This is a genomic window from Rhodoferax sp. EU05-FHT12H12, from assembly GCF_058791215.1.
On record NZ_JBYTDI010000001.1, the window covers coordinates 476,023 to 490,431 of the forward strand.

Genomic DNA, 14,409 nt, shown 5'->3' on the forward strand with positions numbered 1-14,409 from the left:
GCAAGATGAAGAATATTCGCACGAAGCATGAGCGCTTGTTTGTAGGCTTGCTTTTCATTTCAGGTGCAGGCCTGCTTTCCATATGGCCACTCCCTGGGACCATGGCCCTTCGAAACCTGCTGCTACTGGCAGGCTGCCTCTCTTCGATCTACCTTTTTTCCAGAGATAAAGAGACATTTCGCGTCGCGCTGACGGCCAACCTTCCGCTGGTACTTTTTTTCACCTGGGCCGTCGCCCACTACTTCTTTCTTTCCCATCAGAAGGAAATGCAATGGAAGGAGTTGATGGGCTTCTGGTTGCGATCCGGAATATCAAGCCTCATCGGAGCATGCATCGGCGTGCTTCTCTCCGGAAAATCATTGCGGGAAGATGAGCACCCAAAGACTGGACCGGCCTTTGTGCTCCAGTTGTCCATCTACGTGTCGCTGACAATTTATCTGCTTCGTTATCTGTACGAGCTGGCCTCCAGCCAAGGTTCTTTTCCAACTGACTTCTATATGGCTCCATTCGGGGGAAAACCCCAGATAGTGGTGTTTGTAGGACTTGCCTTCATTGCCGGACTCACTCATCTGCTTCTGGCACTGGAATCTCCAAACTGGAAGAAAAAAATCACACTCCCGGCATTTACCATGGGCATTTCCCTGCTTTCCTTCTACTTTGCCAACACCAAGAATGGGTTCCTCATATCTTTTGTAATCCTCTTCGGCGTCCTACTGTTGACATTGAAGAAAGACTACTACGCTCCAAAAATCAAATGGGGCATCGTCGCCGCGGCCATTCCCCTGGCCATCGTGGGCGGCGTGCATATGAAGGAAAATGCGGCTTGGCATTCTGCCTATGCAGACATCAAGACTGGCTTAGCAATATCCGAGCAAAACTATTGGAAAGACTGGGTAACACAAGCACTGCCACGCAATGAAAATGGACAGGCGGTGAACCAAAGCACCTACCTCCGGGTGGCATGGCTGACCGCCGCGTTCCAGTTAATTCAAGAAACCCCCTGGGGCTATGGCCTGATGAGCTACTCGTTTTCCTACCTGGCCAAGGAAAAATGGCCGGACTTTTACAGCAAGGAAGGCGACCACATGGTGGCCACACACAGTGGCTGGACGGACCTGACTCTGGGCCTGGGAATTCCGGCCACACTGCTGGTCTTTCTGTCGCTCTTCAACAGCAGCAGAAACGCTTTGAAAAAAACCGGGCCGGGAGGATTCTGGAGTAAGTATTCCATGTTGATGCCTCCGTTCTTTCTCTTGTCATTCCTGACCGTAGAAGTTTCCTACGATATATTTTTCGAGCTCCTGTTTTTCTTCTGCGCGATATTTGGCAGCTTGAACCATCGGAAAATCTAGTCACCGGGCATTCAAGTCGTCTTTCCGGATCTCCTTCAGGATGGCCTCGCCCATCAGCAAATACCCCCGCGTCGAATAGTGGGTGTTATTTCCGGGGTACAGGTCGACCTCGCCATGATTGATGGCGCTTAAATTCATCGCCAGAAGATTGGGTGCACGCACTCTTTGCTCCAACGCTTTCCAAAAGTACTTGTCCTGATACAGATAGGTGGTCGCTTTGTTCGGAATTACGACCCATATCGGTACAACATCCCTCATGTGGGTATTGATGGCCTCTATCTTCTGCAAGACGCCCGGATCAACATCCCGTTCGCTGTCAGGTGAATAAAACAGAGCGCTATCGCATTTGAGGTGGCTAAACAGGGAACAGCCATTTCTGACTTTCTTCAGAAAAACCTCAGGTTGCAGCTGCACTTTGTCGGTAAGGTTCGATTGTTCCCAGTCATGAAAAAGAAAAGTATTAAAGGCCGTTCTCAAGCCCACTGACAGTTTGCTTGAATAATCTCCATGGGCGACGTCAAACCGCTCAATCGGTGCGGAACGTATATTCGCCTCCCCGATCTTCTCTTTATGCTGCACATTCTTGCAAGCCAGAGAATCATTCAAGCGGTGTGGAAGATTGCGTTCATTGGTTTCAATGACAAAGTAACGCCCCTTGAAACCTTGCACACGCAACCAGGTCGCGGCATCTTCGCAGACAAAAGGAAGTTCTCCCCACAGCAGGGTGTGCACTTTCAATTGGTTCGCCGTCAGAACGGACTGCCAAACCCGGCCATCGGAAAAACTGTCTCCAATGACAAATACATCGGCATCAGCAATCGGACTCTGCTGTAGCAGCTGGTGGTCGATTGCGGGTTGTACTCTCTGCCATCCCAGCAAGCGCTCAGGCAGCATTGCCATTCTGGTCAAGTCTCCCTGAAAAGCAGCCAAGGGCAGGAAGTACAAACCCAGAAGTCCATACAGGATGAAGCAGAAAAATGTGCTCAAGAAGAAAAACTTTTCTGTCTTCATAGATCAGAACTGAAAATAAAGAAACGGGCTGTACCGCCCAAACCGCTCAACCGAGAGGAATAGTAGCCCCCCCACTACAAAGGCTTGCAAGACGGCACGGAGGATGCCCTTGTCAAAATATTGCAGACGATTGGAATTGGGAAGAATCAGCACCCACAGCAAGCCCACAAAGGCCAAGCGAGCCAGCTCATGGCCGGGGAGTTCCGTTACAACGAACAAATGGCCATGTAAGACATCCTGTAAAGCAATGGGATGGTATGCGATGCCAAACATAGCCTGCAGAATCTTGATAGCCTCCGGCATGTCCTTGGCCCTGAATATGACCCAGGCAACGACCACAGCGACGAACGTCAGCAACCAGGATGCACTGCCAGACAGCCAGCGCGGCACCACGCTTTGTCGGACGCCTGAAAGAACGGTTCGCCACAGATGGTTGACGACGAGGTACAGGCCGTGCAACGCGCCCCAGACAATGAACGTCCATCCGGCACCGTGCCACATTCCTCCCAACAACATGGTGGCAAACAAATTCGCATATCGCCTCAGCACACCCTTTCTGTTCCCTCCCAAAGAAATATACAAATAGTCCCGAAGAAAGGTCGACAGCGTGATGTGCCAGCGCCGCCAGAAATCAATGATGCTGGTCGCCTTGTAAGGAGAGTTGAAGTTCTTAGGCAGCTTGATATTGAACATCAAGGCCAGTCCCAGCGCCATATCCGTGTACCCGGAGAAATCAAAGTAGATTTGCAGGGTATAGGCCAGAGCGGCAGCCCAAGCCTCATAAATAGTGAGCATCACGGCATCATTGCCGGCAGCATCGAAAACCGCTGCGACATATGGGGCAAATGCATCCGCAAACAAAATCTTTTTGGCCAATCCTGCAGAAAACAGAATCAAACCGCTGGCCAGATGGCCCCAATTCACCTCATAGGTTTCACTTCGAGCGAACTGGGGCATCATGTCCTTGTGATGCAACACAGGGCCCGCAATCAGGTGAGGAAAAAAGGTGACGAACAAGGTGTAATGGGAAAAATTTCTTTCATCCGCGCGTTCGGAATAAGCGTCCACCAAATACGCGATCTGGGTAAACGTATAGAAAGAGATGCCCAGTGGCAAAACGATGTCCAGATGCACACTTCGGCCAGCAAATACATTCGCGAGAAAGAAATTGGCATACTTGAAATAGGCAAGTGCCATCAGATTAACCACAATGGCTGCAACCAGGTAGTTCTTCCTGGCACCTCCGTTGGCAGCACGAGAAATACGCTGCCCCATGAAAAAATTAAATGCTATCGACAGTAACAGCAGCAATAAATACTTGGCGTCCCAATAGCCATAGAAGAACAACGACGCGAGGACCAGCCAACCGGCTCCATACTTTCTTCCATACCTCGATGCGAAATAAAACCCGCCGAGCACAACAGGAAGGAAGAAAAACAGGAATCCATACGAGTTGAACAGCATTTACAACGTCTCTGCCATTACGGCTTCGGGAACCACGGATTCTTTGACGTCATCCTATCGACAGCCCTCATCCAGGATCGGTAGATTTTTCGAAAGCCTTTCACAGGCCCTCGTTCTGGTCGATCGGTGATGGTTGAAGTGCCACGGGTGGGATCGAACACCTTGATCGGATAAGGATCGATGGCAAACATCTTCAAACCGTGTTTTTCTTTGTGCTCGATGAAGTGGTCCAGGGGCTCAAAGATATATGCCGAGTGCTGAAGCAGAATTCTTGCAGAGCGTGGATTCACCAAGTATGCGGTGGCACCGAGCGGATCGGAGTCATTCTCTACCACGCGGAAACTACCGAAGTCCTGGACGACCTTAAAAGAACTCTCGGCAAGAGCTTGCAAGCGAATAATGTCCCAAGAAAAATCCGCCGATGTGAGCCGTTGGAGTACCTCATCGAAATTTTCCTGGATAACAAAATCATCTTCAAAAACCAAGACATTTTCATTCGCCTCAATGCAAGCATGCCAACAGTTCATGTGTGATAGATAACATCCAATCTCTTTCTTGGTCAACTCAAAGCCCAGAAGTTTCTTGACCTTCTGCGCATCGTATGGGACAAGGGAAAAATCCAGGAGCTCACCATTACAAGCATTCAGAAAATGCCATTTCAATGCAGTTTTCCGCATTTCGTTTTCTATCTTTTTCTGACGCCCCTTTGAATGCTCCAATGAAATGACAAGCGCCTGTAGGTTTTCTATAGTAGAAATCATATTAATGCTGCGTAGAACTTGTGAGTTTCTGAATTCGATTGGTGCACACACGATTGTGTTTGCTCAATTTCTTTTTCTGGATGATCTTTTCGAAAGCCCGTAATCTATATATAGCTTCCACTGCTGCAAGCATCCTCTGGTGAGCATTGAATGCGATCTCGCCTGCCCTGGTCTGTACGACATAGTGCTGCACTGCTTTGTGAATGGAAGTCTTTTCGGGATGTCTCTGAGCGGTCGTAGGGATGCTACCGGGTATCAGCAAAACACAGCTCACAGAGCCTGTGCTCCGTCAAGGTGGGAGTGCCGCAGCTTATTGAAAAAACTTATTCCCAAGGCCGCCTTCCATGCTAGCAATCCATTGATTGAACCCTCTAGATGTCTGTGATTCAGAATGAATAGTGATTTGAAGGCGCTCTCGCGCCCAATCAAACATTAGGCAGCACGCCGCGCAGCATGTCCTGGTAGGCGATACGCAGCCCCTCTTTCAAACCCATTTGCGCCTGCCATCCCATCGCATTCAGTCGCTCGGAACTCATCCATTTGCGGGGGGCTCCGTCCGGTTTACTGGCATCAAAAACCACGCGACCTGGATAGCCAACGATCGCCGCTACGGTCTGTGCCAACTCTGCAATCGTTACATCTGTACCGTATCCGACGTTGATGTGGCTGAGTTGCGGCTGCACCTTTTCCTCGTAGGCATGAACCGGCAAGCCCATGACGAAAACAGAGGCAGCCGCCATGTCATCGACATAGAGAAATTCCCGACGCGGTGTGCCTGTTCCCCAGATGGCGACCTCCGGCAGACCTTGCTCCTTGGCTTCATGAAACCGCCGCAGTAGCGCGGGAATGACGTGGCTGTTCTCGGGGTGGTAGTTGTCACCCGGCCCGTACAGATTGGTGGGCATGACACTGCGGTAGTCGCGCCCATATTGGCGGCTATAGCTTTCACACAATTTGATGCCGGCGATCTTGGCCACCGCGTAAGGCTCATTGGTAGGCTCCAAGGGGCCGGTGAGCAAGGCGTCCTCGCTGATCGGTTGGGGTGCCAACTTGGGATAAATGCAGCTCGACCCCAGGAACAGCAGCTTCTGCACACCATGCAGGTGCGATGCATGGATCACGTTGCCCTGCAACATGAGGTTCTGGTAGATGAATTCCGCTGGATACGTGTTGTTGGCATGGATGCCGCCCACTTTAGCGGCGGCCAGATAGACCTGCGTCGGCTTCTCCTGCGCAAAAAAGGCCTGCACCGCACGCTGGTCCGTCAGATCCAGTTCGGCGTGGGAGCGTGTCAAGATCTGGGTCGCTGGCACACCCTGTGCCAGCAGCGTGCGCACGATGGCGTTGCCAACCATCCCGCGATGGCCTGCCACATAAATTTTCTCTGTTCCAGACATGCCGCTCAGCTTTCCTTGCTCACAGGAACCGCATAGCCATGCTTATGCAGCAATGCATGCTGACGCGCCTGGGCCAGATCGGATGCCACCATTTCCTCCACCATCTGGTCCAGCGTGATCTCGGGAATCCAGCCCAGATCCTTCTTGGCAAGGCTAGGGTCGCCCAACAGCGTCTCCACTTCGGCGGGGCGGAAGTAGTTCGGGTCCACGCGCACGACGGTGTCGCCCACCTTCACACCCGGCGCCTTGTCTCCCAGCACCGATGAGACGATTGCGCATTCATCCACGCCCTGCCCTTCAAAACGCAGCGTAATACCCAGTTGAGCAGCGGACTTTTCAATGAACTGGCGCACGCTGTACTGCACACCAGTGGCAATGACGTAATCCTTGGGTTGGTCTTGCTGCAGCATCATCCATTGCATCCGTACGTAGTCCTTGGCGTGCCCCCAGTCCCGCAATGCGTCCATATTCCCCATGTAGAGGCATTGATCGAGCCCCTGCGCAATGTTTGCCAGACCACGTGTAATTTTACGGGTGACAAAGGTCTCGCCACGGCGTGGGCTTTCATGGTTGAAGAGGATACCGTTGCAAGCATACATGCCATAGGCTTCACGGTAGTTGACCGTGATCCAGTAGGCGTAGAGTTTGGCCACGCCATACGGACTGCGAGGATAAAAGGGCGTAGTTTCCTTCTGTGGCGTTTCCTGCACCAAGCCGTATAGCTCGGATGTGGAGGCTTGGTAAAAGCGCGTTTTCTTCTCCAGCCCAAGAATGCGGATGGCTTCCAGCAAGCGCAGGGTACCGACTGCGTCAACGTCAGCGGTGTACTCGGGGCTCTCGAAACTTACGGCAACGTGGCTCTGTGCGCCCAAGTTGTAGACCTCGTCCGGTTGAACCTCCTGGAGGATGCGCACCAGGTTGCTGGTGTCGGTCAGATCACCATAGTGCAGCACAAAGTTGCGATGATCGATGTGCGGATCCTGGTACAAATGGTCCACTCTCGCAGTATTGAACTGACTGGCGCGGCGCTTGATACCATGCACGACATAGCCCTTCTCCAGCAAAAACTCTGCAAGATAAGAACCATCCTGACCGGTTACACCGGTGATGAGAGCGACTTTGGGCTGCATCCGTATAAGAATTAGTATTAGAAGGTGGGGATTGTCGGTGAAATTAAGACTGACTAGTCACCCAAGTCAGCAGCTCGGCTGCTGCTGCCTGCGTAGTACATGGATTTACGAGCTCTCCATCGGACAAACCTGACCCCAACCACTGCTCACAAAGTCCTTCCAATGCACGAGCGAAATCTTCTGCAGCATCTTGATGCCGCTTGGCCGTTTCAACGACACTATGCCCCTGCTCCCGCAGCAATCCCGCCATCTGCGCATTCCCATGCACCGTCGCCAAAATCGGCCGTTGCATCCAAAGGTATTCGTACAGCTTGGATGGAATGTACTCGGCGCAGATGGGCTCAGTACCGTGCAACAAAAGCAGCACGTCAGCGCTGCGCATACGGTGCAATATCTGCTCGCGACCTGACATGCCAGTGATCGGGTCGGCCTCGATACGCCCCAGATGGCGCACCATATCTCGCACCGGAGATTGGGCGATATATGCTTGTGAAACGGGATCCAAGGGCCCACCGGTCAGTTGCAACTCCATTACGGAACGCAATTCTGGACGTCGCGCAACCAAAGACTCCAGCGCAACAAAAATAGGGGTGAGATTGCGTGTGGGAGATAGCGAACCAAAATGCCCGATGACCATCTTGGGTCCGGGTACATACACAGGCAGCGCCTTGAATGGAGCATCAATGCCTGGCAACATCATCTTGCCGCGTGCGCCCAACTGGGGATGGCGCCGCCGGGCGCTTGCCAGGGCGGCGTCGGTGAACCAGATGGCCACGTCAGCATCCGTGCAAATAGCGCGCTCCACCTCCGCTTGCATACGCTCCTGCGGGGTGCTCGGGACACTGCCGGGCATAACCAGCGGATCATGCACTTCGGCCAACCAGCGCACGCCCAAGCGCTGCTTCAGCGCTCTGCCCGCCAGATGGGCAGCAAAGGCTCCGCCAGTGGAATAAATCAGGTCGAACGTTCGCCCCTCCGCCAATCGCCGCCCCATCAAATAGGCACTAAACCACCAGGACCAAGAGCTTTCCACTGGACGCAGCAGTTTCTCTACCAGCATAAACGGCAACAGCAGGACAGAAGCCACTAACATGACGCTGCGGTAAGCTAGGGGTGATTTGAGGTGCTTGCGCAGCACATGCCGCAATTCAAAACGAAGGCCTGCTGGCCCCGCTGGCCACAGTTGGTAGTGCTCGTAGTGGTGATCACGGCTACCGGACACGCCGCTTAGAACGACCAATTCAATACCAGCAGCCTCCAGATGCGGCAGCTTGTCGGTAATTGTCTGGCTAGCGGCCCGGCCATCCATGTTGAAGGCGTGGGCCAACACGAGCCAGCGCTGTTTGAAGTGTGGTGCTGCAGACTTATACAAGCTCTCGTACGAAGTGGCCGCCTGTGCCCAAGAGCGTTCACGTGCAAAAGCCACGGCGGCCTGCGACAACGCGTCGATCACGGGTCCGCCGGGCAGTATGCGCCCTATCGCTTGGGCCAAGGCAGAGGCATCCTGTGGATCCTGCAACAACAGCGCATCAACACCGTCACGCAGCTCACGTGCAATACCACAGTAGTGCGCTTGGCTGACGACAACCGGCAACCCATGCGCCATCGCCTCCAAGACCACCATGCCATAGGCGTCTTCCAGTGTGGGGTGCACCAGGGCATCGGCCGCGCGGTACACCGGGCCCATATCGCGTAGAGCCCCCAGAAAACGCACCCGGGGCGCCAAACCCAGCTCCTGGGCCTGTGCCATCGCTTGGGCATGTCCGTCCCCCTGCCCCACCACCAGCAACCCCACAGAGGAGGGCAGTTGTCGCATCGCATCCAACAGCGCTGGCAAGCCCTTGCGAACCACATCATTGCCCACAAACAACAACCAGGAGCCATCTCCCGCCGACAAACCCAGGCCTCGCCGCGCGGTCTCCCGCTCCGCTGGTGTTACTTTGCCCGGCACCGCCTCCACCCCCGGCGCGATCACCGACAGCATGGATTGCGCCCCCGGAAAAGTCTTGGCCACCACCTCTCGCAAAGATTCCGAAGCCGCAACAACTTGTTTGCGCAGGCCCCAGGCATAGCGGCGCTTTTCCAGCCACAAATAGGCCAATAGCCGCGGACTCGTCAGCACCTTGAGCCAACGCAGTACTAGCGCCGCACCCTGTTTGCCCTCAAACAAGGTGTGCTGCACTGGCAGTACATGCACTGTCTGCACATTGCCGTGCCAGGTGTTCTCATGCGAATGCACGATATCGAAGCCTTGATGCGTCGTTTGCCAGGTTTTCCAGGCGAAATACAGCTGGTTGATCCAGCGCGGCCGGTCCAATGGCATGGGAATGCGGTGGTAGGTCACCCCCGGAAAATCATGCGCGATGGTCTGCGCAAACACGTGCACCTCGTGCCGCGTCGCCAGCTCTTCCACCATGGCGATGGAATAGCGCTCGGCGCCGCCACCAGTCGTGGCAAAGTTCCGGCTCAGTACGGCGATCCGCAGTCGTTCAGTCACACGCCACCATCACAACAACACAATGTCGTACTGTTCCTGCGCCATGGCGGCTTCGCTTTGCAGCGACACCGGCTTGCCGATGAACTCGGACAGTCCGGCCAGGTGCTGGCTTTCCTCGTCCAGGAACAGTTCAATCACTTTAGGCGACGCCACCACGCGGAACTCACGCGGGTTGAATTGGCGCGCCTCACGCAATATCTCGCGAAAGATGTCATACGCCACGCTGCGCGGGGTTTTGACAATGCCCTTGCCTTCGCAGGTTGGGCACGGCTCACACAGCATGTGGGCCAACGATTCGCGCGTGCGCTTACGCGTCATCTCCACCAGGCCCAGCTGCGAGAAGCCGCCAGCCATGGTCTTCACGCGGTCACGCGCCAATTGTTTACGGAACTCACCCAGCACAGCCTCACGGTGGTCTTCGCGCGCCATGTCGATGAAGTCCACGATGATGATGCCGCCCAAGTTACGCAGGCGCAGCTGCCGGGCAATCGCCTGCGCGGCCTCCAGGTTGGTCTTGAAGATGGTGTCGTCAAAATTGCGCGCACCGACAAAACCGCCCGTGTTCACGTCCACCGTGGTCAGCGCCTCGGTCTGGTCCACGATCAGGTAACCACCCGACTTGAGCTCCACACGGCGCGCTAGCGCCTTGGCCACTTCTTCGTCGATGGAATACAGGTCAAAAATCGGGCGCTCGCCCTTGTAGTACTGCAGCTTCTCGGCCGCAGCCGGCATGAACTCCGAACCAAAGGCTTGGAGCGCCTCAAACTGCTCGCGCGAATCCACGCGGATGGTCTGCGTGCCCTCGCCCACCAGATCGCGCAGCACGCGCTGCAGCAGGCTCAGGTCCTGGTGCAACAGGCTTTGGGCGGGCAGGCGCAGTGCGGCATCCTTGATACGTGCCCAGGCCTTGCGCAGATAGGCAATGTCATCGCCCAGCTCGGTATCCGATGCATCTTCGCCATTGGTGCGCAGGATGAAACCGCCGCCCTCCTTGCCCGCCAGCTTCTGCATGCGGTTGCGCAACTCGTCACGCTGTGCGGTGGGTATTTTTTGCGACACACCGATATGGTCGTCCTGCGGCAAAAACACCAGCAGGCGCCCGGCAATGCTGATCTGCGTGGACAGGCGCGCACCCTTGGTACCAATCGGGTCCTTGATAACCTGGACCATGAGCGACTGGCCCTCAAACACCTGTTTTTCGATCGGTATTTGTGGTTGCGAGGCGCGCGAGGCGCTCAGCGATTCGCCCTCAGCCGGTGGGTGCCACACATCCGCCACATGCAGAAAGGCCGCGCGCTCCAAGCCAATGTCGATGAAGGCGGACTGCATGCCCGGCAGCACACGTGCCACCTTGCCCAGGTACACATTGCCCACCAGCCCGCGCTCCAGCGTACGCTCCACGTGCAGTTCCTGCACCGCACCGTGTTCCACGATGGCCACCCGCGTCTCTTGCGGCGACCAGTTGATCAGGATGTCTTGTTGCATGCAAAGCCCACTTCGCGCAAGGCTTGCGCTGTTTCAAACAAAGGGAGGCCCATGATGCCAGAGTACGACCCCTCGATACGCGCAATGAACGCCGCCGCCCGGCCCTGCACGCCATAGGCACCGGCCTTGCCCATGGGTTCGCCGCTGGCTACGTAGTCGGCAATCTCGGCATCACTCATCGCGGCAAAGGTCACACGCGATTCGCAGCAGGCCTGGACCGTCTTGTCACCCCAGCCAATGGCAATGGCGGTGAACACACAGTGCGTCTGGCCTGACAAGGCGCGCAACATGCGCTTGGCATCGTCTTCATGCTCGGGCTTGCCCAGAATGGCATCGCCCATCGCCACCGTGGTGTCGGCACACAAAATCGGACGGTTTTGGCCTCCAGCCCTCGTCAAACGTGCGCGAGCAGCTATCAATTTAAGAGCGGTCACGCGCTGCACATAGGCATCGGGCGCCTCTCCTGGCAGCACCACCTCCAAACTCTCGGCATCCTCGTCAGGTGTGGGCAGCAGCAACTCATGCGCCACACCAATTTGCGTCAGCAACTCACGGCGGCGCGGGCTTTGGGAGGCCAGATAGATGAAACCAGGACTGGGCATGCTCACTCGCGGTGGTAGGGATGGTTGGCGTTGACGGACCAGGCGCGGTAGAGCTGCTCGATCAGCAGCACGCGCACCATGGCGTGTGGGAGGGTCAGATCGGAGAGGCGAATACGCTCATGGGCGCCCTGGCGGAACTCCGGGTCCAGCCCGTCGGGCCCGCCGATCACCAAGGCCACATCGCCTCCACCCAGCTGCCATTCCCGTAAGCGCTCGGCCAGGGCGGTGGTCCGCAGGCTGGTGCCGCGCTCGTCCAGCGCGACAATGCGCGCGCCCTTGGGGATGGCTTCCTCAATCCGCTTGCGTTCCGCGGCGCACAACTGCTCAACGGTTTTGGAGCCGCGTGGCTCGGTTTTGATGGCTTTGAGCTCGACTTTGAGCTCGTGCGGAAAGCGCTTGGCGTAGTCGTCCCACGCGGTTTGCGCCCAATCGGGCACCCGCTGCCCCACAGCGATGATGACCAGCCGCATCGCCGACCTCAGGCTTTACGGGGGGCAGCTTTCTTGGCGGGCGCTTTTTTCGCCGCGGCAGGTTTGGCAGCCGTCTTTTTGGCGGCGGGCTTCACTTCGGGTTTCACCACCACGGTCTTGACCGGGGCTTTGGCGGCCACGGCTTTCTTGGCGGGCGCCTTTTTGGCCGGTGCTTTGGCAGCAGCAGACTTTGCCGCAGCCTTCTTCAGTGCGGCTTTGGAGGGGAATGCCTCTTCCACACCCTTCTTGGCGGCACTGGAGCGGCGCATATTGGACTCGCCCACTGCTTTTTTGGCCGGTGCTTTGGCTGCAGGCTTGGCGGCCTCTGCCACGACAGGCTTGGCCGCACCCAGCTTCAGGCGCACCGGTTTTTCGCCCCACAGCTCTTCCAGGTGGTAGTACTGGCGGAAGGTGGGTTGGAAGATGTGCACCACGGCTTGTGCGCAGTCCACGATGATCCATTCGCCGTTGGCTTCACCTTCAATGCGGGGCTTGGGGAAACCGGCTTCACGCACGGCATCGCGCACACTGGCGGCCAGCGCCTTGGTCTGGCGGTTGCTGGTGCCCGAGGCGATGATCACGCGCTCAAACAAGGAGGAAAGATGCTCGGTATCGAACACCACAATGTCTTGGGCCTTGACGTCTTCCAGGCCGTCCACAATGGCGCGTTGGAGTTTTTGGGTGTTTTTGGCAACGGTGGGAGTAGTCATCAGGTCGGTCGGTAAAGATGGTGTTGGTCAATATAACGCGCAACGGTTTCAAAAACCAGAGGGCCAATGCTTTGGCCCGTGGCGGCGCGGTGTCGGATGTCGGTGGCACTGGTGGCCACGGGGGGCATATTCAGGACCTTCAGGCCGGGCACATGTGCCTTTAAGGCATCAAATTGGCCCTTGGCCCCCGTTGAATCTGCGCGAGCAGCTACACAAATTATAGCAAGTGCAGGCAAGCGCTCCCAGCGGCTCCAACTGGGCAGCGCGCGCGCCTGGTCTTCGCCAATCAGCAGGTACAGCTGCGCGCCCGGATTCTCCTGCTGCAACTCCAGCAAGGTGTCCACGGTATAGGTCGGCCCGGGGCGGTCCAGCTCCCGCCCGTCCACCACCACCTGTGGCAGGTCCGCAAAGGCAAGCTCGGCCATGGCCAGACGATGTGAGGCGTCGCTCAGCGTGCGGCTTTTGTGCCAGGCGTGGCCGGTGGGGACGATGTGCAGTGCGTCCAGCTGCAGTTGCGCAATCGCCGTCGCCGCCAACACATGGTGCCCCCGGTGTGGCGGGTCAAACGCCCCGCCAAACACGCCAATGCGCCGAGGCTGCATCACACCCAATCCCTGGCCGTCAAAAAATGCCCGATCAAGGCCGCTTCCGGCGAACCCGGCTCCGGCTGCTGCTGGTAGGCCCAGCTCACCAGCGGCGGCATGGACAGCAAAATCGACTCCGTGCGCCCGCCTGACTGCAAGCCAAAGTGCGTCCCACGGTCCCACACCAGGTTGAATTCCACATAGCGGCCCCGGCGGTAGAGTTGAAACGCGCGTTCGCGCTCGGTATAGGCCGCGTCTTTTCGGCGCTCCACGATCGGCAGGTAGGCAGCCAGAAACGCATCGCCCACGGCCTGCAGCATGGCAAAGCTGCGGTCCTGGCCCAATTCGGAAAAATCGTCAAAAAACACACCACCCACGCCACGCGGCTCGTTGCGGTGCTTGAGAAAGAAATACTCGTCGCACCACTTTTTGAAGCGCGGGTACTTGTCATCCCCAAACGGCACCAGCGCATCCTTGCAGGTCTGGTGAAAATGCACAGCATCCTCGTCAAAACCGTAATACGGCGTCAGGTCCATGCCGCCGCCAAACCAGCACACTTCTTGCCCTTGCGGATTCTTGGCGGCCAGCATGCGTACGTTCATGTGCACCGTGGGCACATAGGGGTTGCGTGGGTGGAACACCAGCGACACACCCATGGCCTCAAACGGCGCACCAGCCAACTCGGGGCGGTGCTGGGTGGCACTGGGTGGCAACTTGGCGCCGCGCACATGCGAGAAACCACAGCCTGCGCGCTCAAACACCGCACCGCCTTCCAGAATCTGCGTGACGCCATTGCCCTGCAAAAGCTCATGCGCAGCCTTTTCCCAGGGGTCGACCAGGAACTGACCGCCATCCAGGTCAGCGATGGCCATCGTGATGCGGCTCTGCAAGCCCAGCAAATATTGGCGCACCAAGGCGGGAGTGGCTTGCGGATCGGACATGGCGC

General features: G+C 56.6%; 13 protein-coding genes. 1 reads left to right on the forward strand and 12 read right to left on the reverse strand.

From position 1 onward, the window contains the following. Positions 1 to 5: 5 nt before the first annotated feature. Positions 6 to 1,352: an O-antigen ligase family protein gene (locus AC3WS7_RS02210; protein ID WP_492655227.1), complete on the forward strand. Its 1,347-nt coding sequence runs from the start codon at positions 6 to 8 to the stop codon at positions 1,350 to 1,352. On the opposite strand, the gene AC3WS7_RS02215 is transcribed toward AC3WS7_RS02210, so the two are convergent. From AC3WS7_RS02215 to hemF, 12 genes are all read right to left on the reverse strand, one after another. After that, entirely contained in the window at positions 1,353 to 2,363 is a 1,011-nt protein-coding gene (locus tag AC3WS7_RS02215; RefSeq protein WP_492655228.1) for a hypothetical protein, read from the reverse strand. 3 nt (positions 2,364 to 2,366) lie between these two features. Continuing rightward, positions 2,367 to 3,827 carry an MBOAT family O-acyltransferase gene (locus AC3WS7_RS02220; RefSeq protein WP_492655229.1) on the reverse strand — a complete coding sequence of 487 codons (1,461 nt, stop codon included), beginning with the start codon at positions 3,825 to 3,827 and terminating at the stop codon, positions 2,367 to 2,369. A gap of 17 nt (positions 3,828 to 3,844) precedes the next feature. After that, the gene (locus AC3WS7_RS02225) at positions 3,845 to 4,588 is read right to left on the reverse strand and encodes a glycosyltransferase family 25 protein (RefSeq protein WP_492655230.1); all 744 of its coding nucleotides are present in this window, start codon (positions 4,586 to 4,588) and stop codon (positions 3,845 to 3,847) included. Between the two features lie 425 nt (positions 4,589 to 5,013). Continuing rightward, complete coding sequence (fcl, locus tag AC3WS7_RS02230; RefSeq protein ID WP_492655231.1) at positions 5,014 to 5,985, reverse strand: GDP-L-fucose synthase; 972 nt, start codon at positions 5,983 to 5,985, stop codon at positions 5,014 to 5,016. Positions 5,986 to 5,990: 5 nt separating this feature from the next. Then, on the reverse strand, positions 5,991 to 7,115 hold the full coding sequence (gene gmd / locus AC3WS7_RS02235) for a GDP-mannose 4,6-dehydratase (RefSeq protein ID WP_492655232.1): 1,125 nt from the start codon (positions 7,113 to 7,115) through the stop codon (positions 5,991 to 5,993). A 43-nt stretch (positions 7,116 to 7,158) separates the two neighbouring features. After that, positions 7,159 to 9,612 (reverse strand): glycosyltransferase family 4 protein, encoded by a 2,454-nt coding sequence (locus AC3WS7_RS02240; protein WP_492655233.1) that lies wholly within the window; start codon positions 9,610 to 9,612, stop codon positions 7,159 to 7,161. A 9-nt stretch (positions 9,613 to 9,621) separates the two neighbouring features. Then, a complete protein-coding gene (gene rng / locus AC3WS7_RS02245) occupies positions 9,622 to 11,097 on the reverse strand; it encodes a ribonuclease G (protein ID WP_492655234.1) in 1,476 nt (491 codons plus the stop codon). Beyond that, on the reverse strand, positions 11,079 to 11,699 hold the full coding sequence (locus AC3WS7_RS02250; RefSeq protein WP_492655235.1) for a Maf family protein: 621 nt from the start codon (positions 11,697 to 11,699) through the stop codon (positions 11,079 to 11,081). The genes rng and AC3WS7_RS02250 overlap by 19 nt, the downstream gene beginning before the upstream one ends. 2 nt (positions 11,700 to 11,701) lie before the next feature. Then, on the reverse strand, positions 11,702 to 12,169 hold the full coding sequence (gene rlmH / locus AC3WS7_RS02255; RefSeq protein ID WP_492655236.1) for a 23S rRNA (pseudouridine(1915)-N(3))-methyltransferase RlmH: 468 nt from the start codon (positions 12,167 to 12,169) through the stop codon (positions 11,702 to 11,704). A gap of 8 nt (positions 12,170 to 12,177) precedes the next feature. After that, positions 12,178 to 12,879, reverse strand: coding sequence for a ribosome silencing factor (gene rsfS, locus AC3WS7_RS02260; RefSeq protein ID WP_492655237.1), 702 nt, complete (start codon positions 12,877 to 12,879; stop codon positions 12,178 to 12,180). Continuing rightward, entirely contained in the window at positions 12,879 to 13,481 is a 603-nt protein-coding gene (gene nadD / locus AC3WS7_RS02265) for a nicotinate (nicotinamide) nucleotide adenylyltransferase (RefSeq protein ID WP_492655238.1), read from the reverse strand. Before nadD ends, rsfS begins: the two co-directional genes overlap by 1 nt. Then, positions 13,481 to 14,404 carry an oxygen-dependent coproporphyrinogen oxidase gene (gene hemF, locus AC3WS7_RS02270; RefSeq protein WP_492655239.1) on the reverse strand — a complete coding sequence of 308 codons (924 nt, stop codon included), beginning with the start codon at positions 14,402 to 14,404 and terminating at the stop codon, positions 13,481 to 13,483. The genes nadD and hemF overlap by 1 nt, the downstream gene beginning before the upstream one ends. Positions 14,405 to 14,409 lie beyond the last annotated feature (5 nt).

Bases quoted from the DNA above. Each gene is read 5' to 3' on its own strand.
- AC3WS7_RS02220 (WP_492655229.1), bottom strand. From the start codon at position 3,827: ATGCTGTTCAACTCGTATGGATTCCTGTTTTTCTTCCTTCCTGTTGTG.
- nadD (WP_492655238.1), bottom strand. From the start codon at position 13,481: ATGCAGCCTCGGCGCATTGGCGTGTTTGGCGGGGCGTTTGACCCGCCA.
- AC3WS7_RS02210 (WP_492655227.1), top strand. From the start codon at position 6: ATGAAGAATATTCGCACGAAGCATGAGCGCTTGTTTGTAGGCTTGCTT.
- AC3WS7_RS02215 (WP_492655228.1), bottom strand. From the start codon at position 2,363: ATGAAGACAGAAAAGTTTTTCTTCTTGAGCACATTTTTCTGCTTCATC.
- AC3WS7_RS02225 (WP_492655230.1), bottom strand. From the start codon at position 4,588: ATGATTTCTACTATAGAAAACCTACAGGCGCTTGTCATTTCATTGGAG.
- rlmH (WP_492655236.1), bottom strand. From the start codon at position 12,169: ATGCGGCTGGTCATCATCGCTGTGGGGCAGCGGGTGCCCGATTGGGCG.
- rng (WP_492655234.1), bottom strand. From the start codon at position 11,097: ATGCAACAAGACATCCTGATCAACTGGTCGCCGCAAGAGACGCGGGTG.
- AC3WS7_RS02250 (WP_492655235.1), bottom strand. From the start codon at position 11,699: ATGCCCAGTCCTGGTTTCATCTATCTGGCCTCCCAAAGCCCGCGCCGC.
- rsfS (WP_492655237.1), bottom strand. From the start codon at position 12,879: ATGACTACTCCCACCGTTGCCAAAAACACCCAAAAACTCCAACGCGCC.
- gmd (WP_492655232.1), bottom strand. From the start codon at position 7,115: ATGCAGCCCAAAGTCGCTCTCATCACCGGTGTAACCGGTCAGGATGGT.
- hemF (WP_492655239.1), bottom strand. From the start codon at position 14,404: ATGTCCGATCCGCAAGCCACTCCCGCCTTGGTGCGCCAATATTTGCTG.
- fcl (WP_492655231.1), bottom strand. From the start codon at position 5,985: ATGTCTGGAACAGAGAAAATTTATGTGGCAGGCCATCGCGGGATGGTT.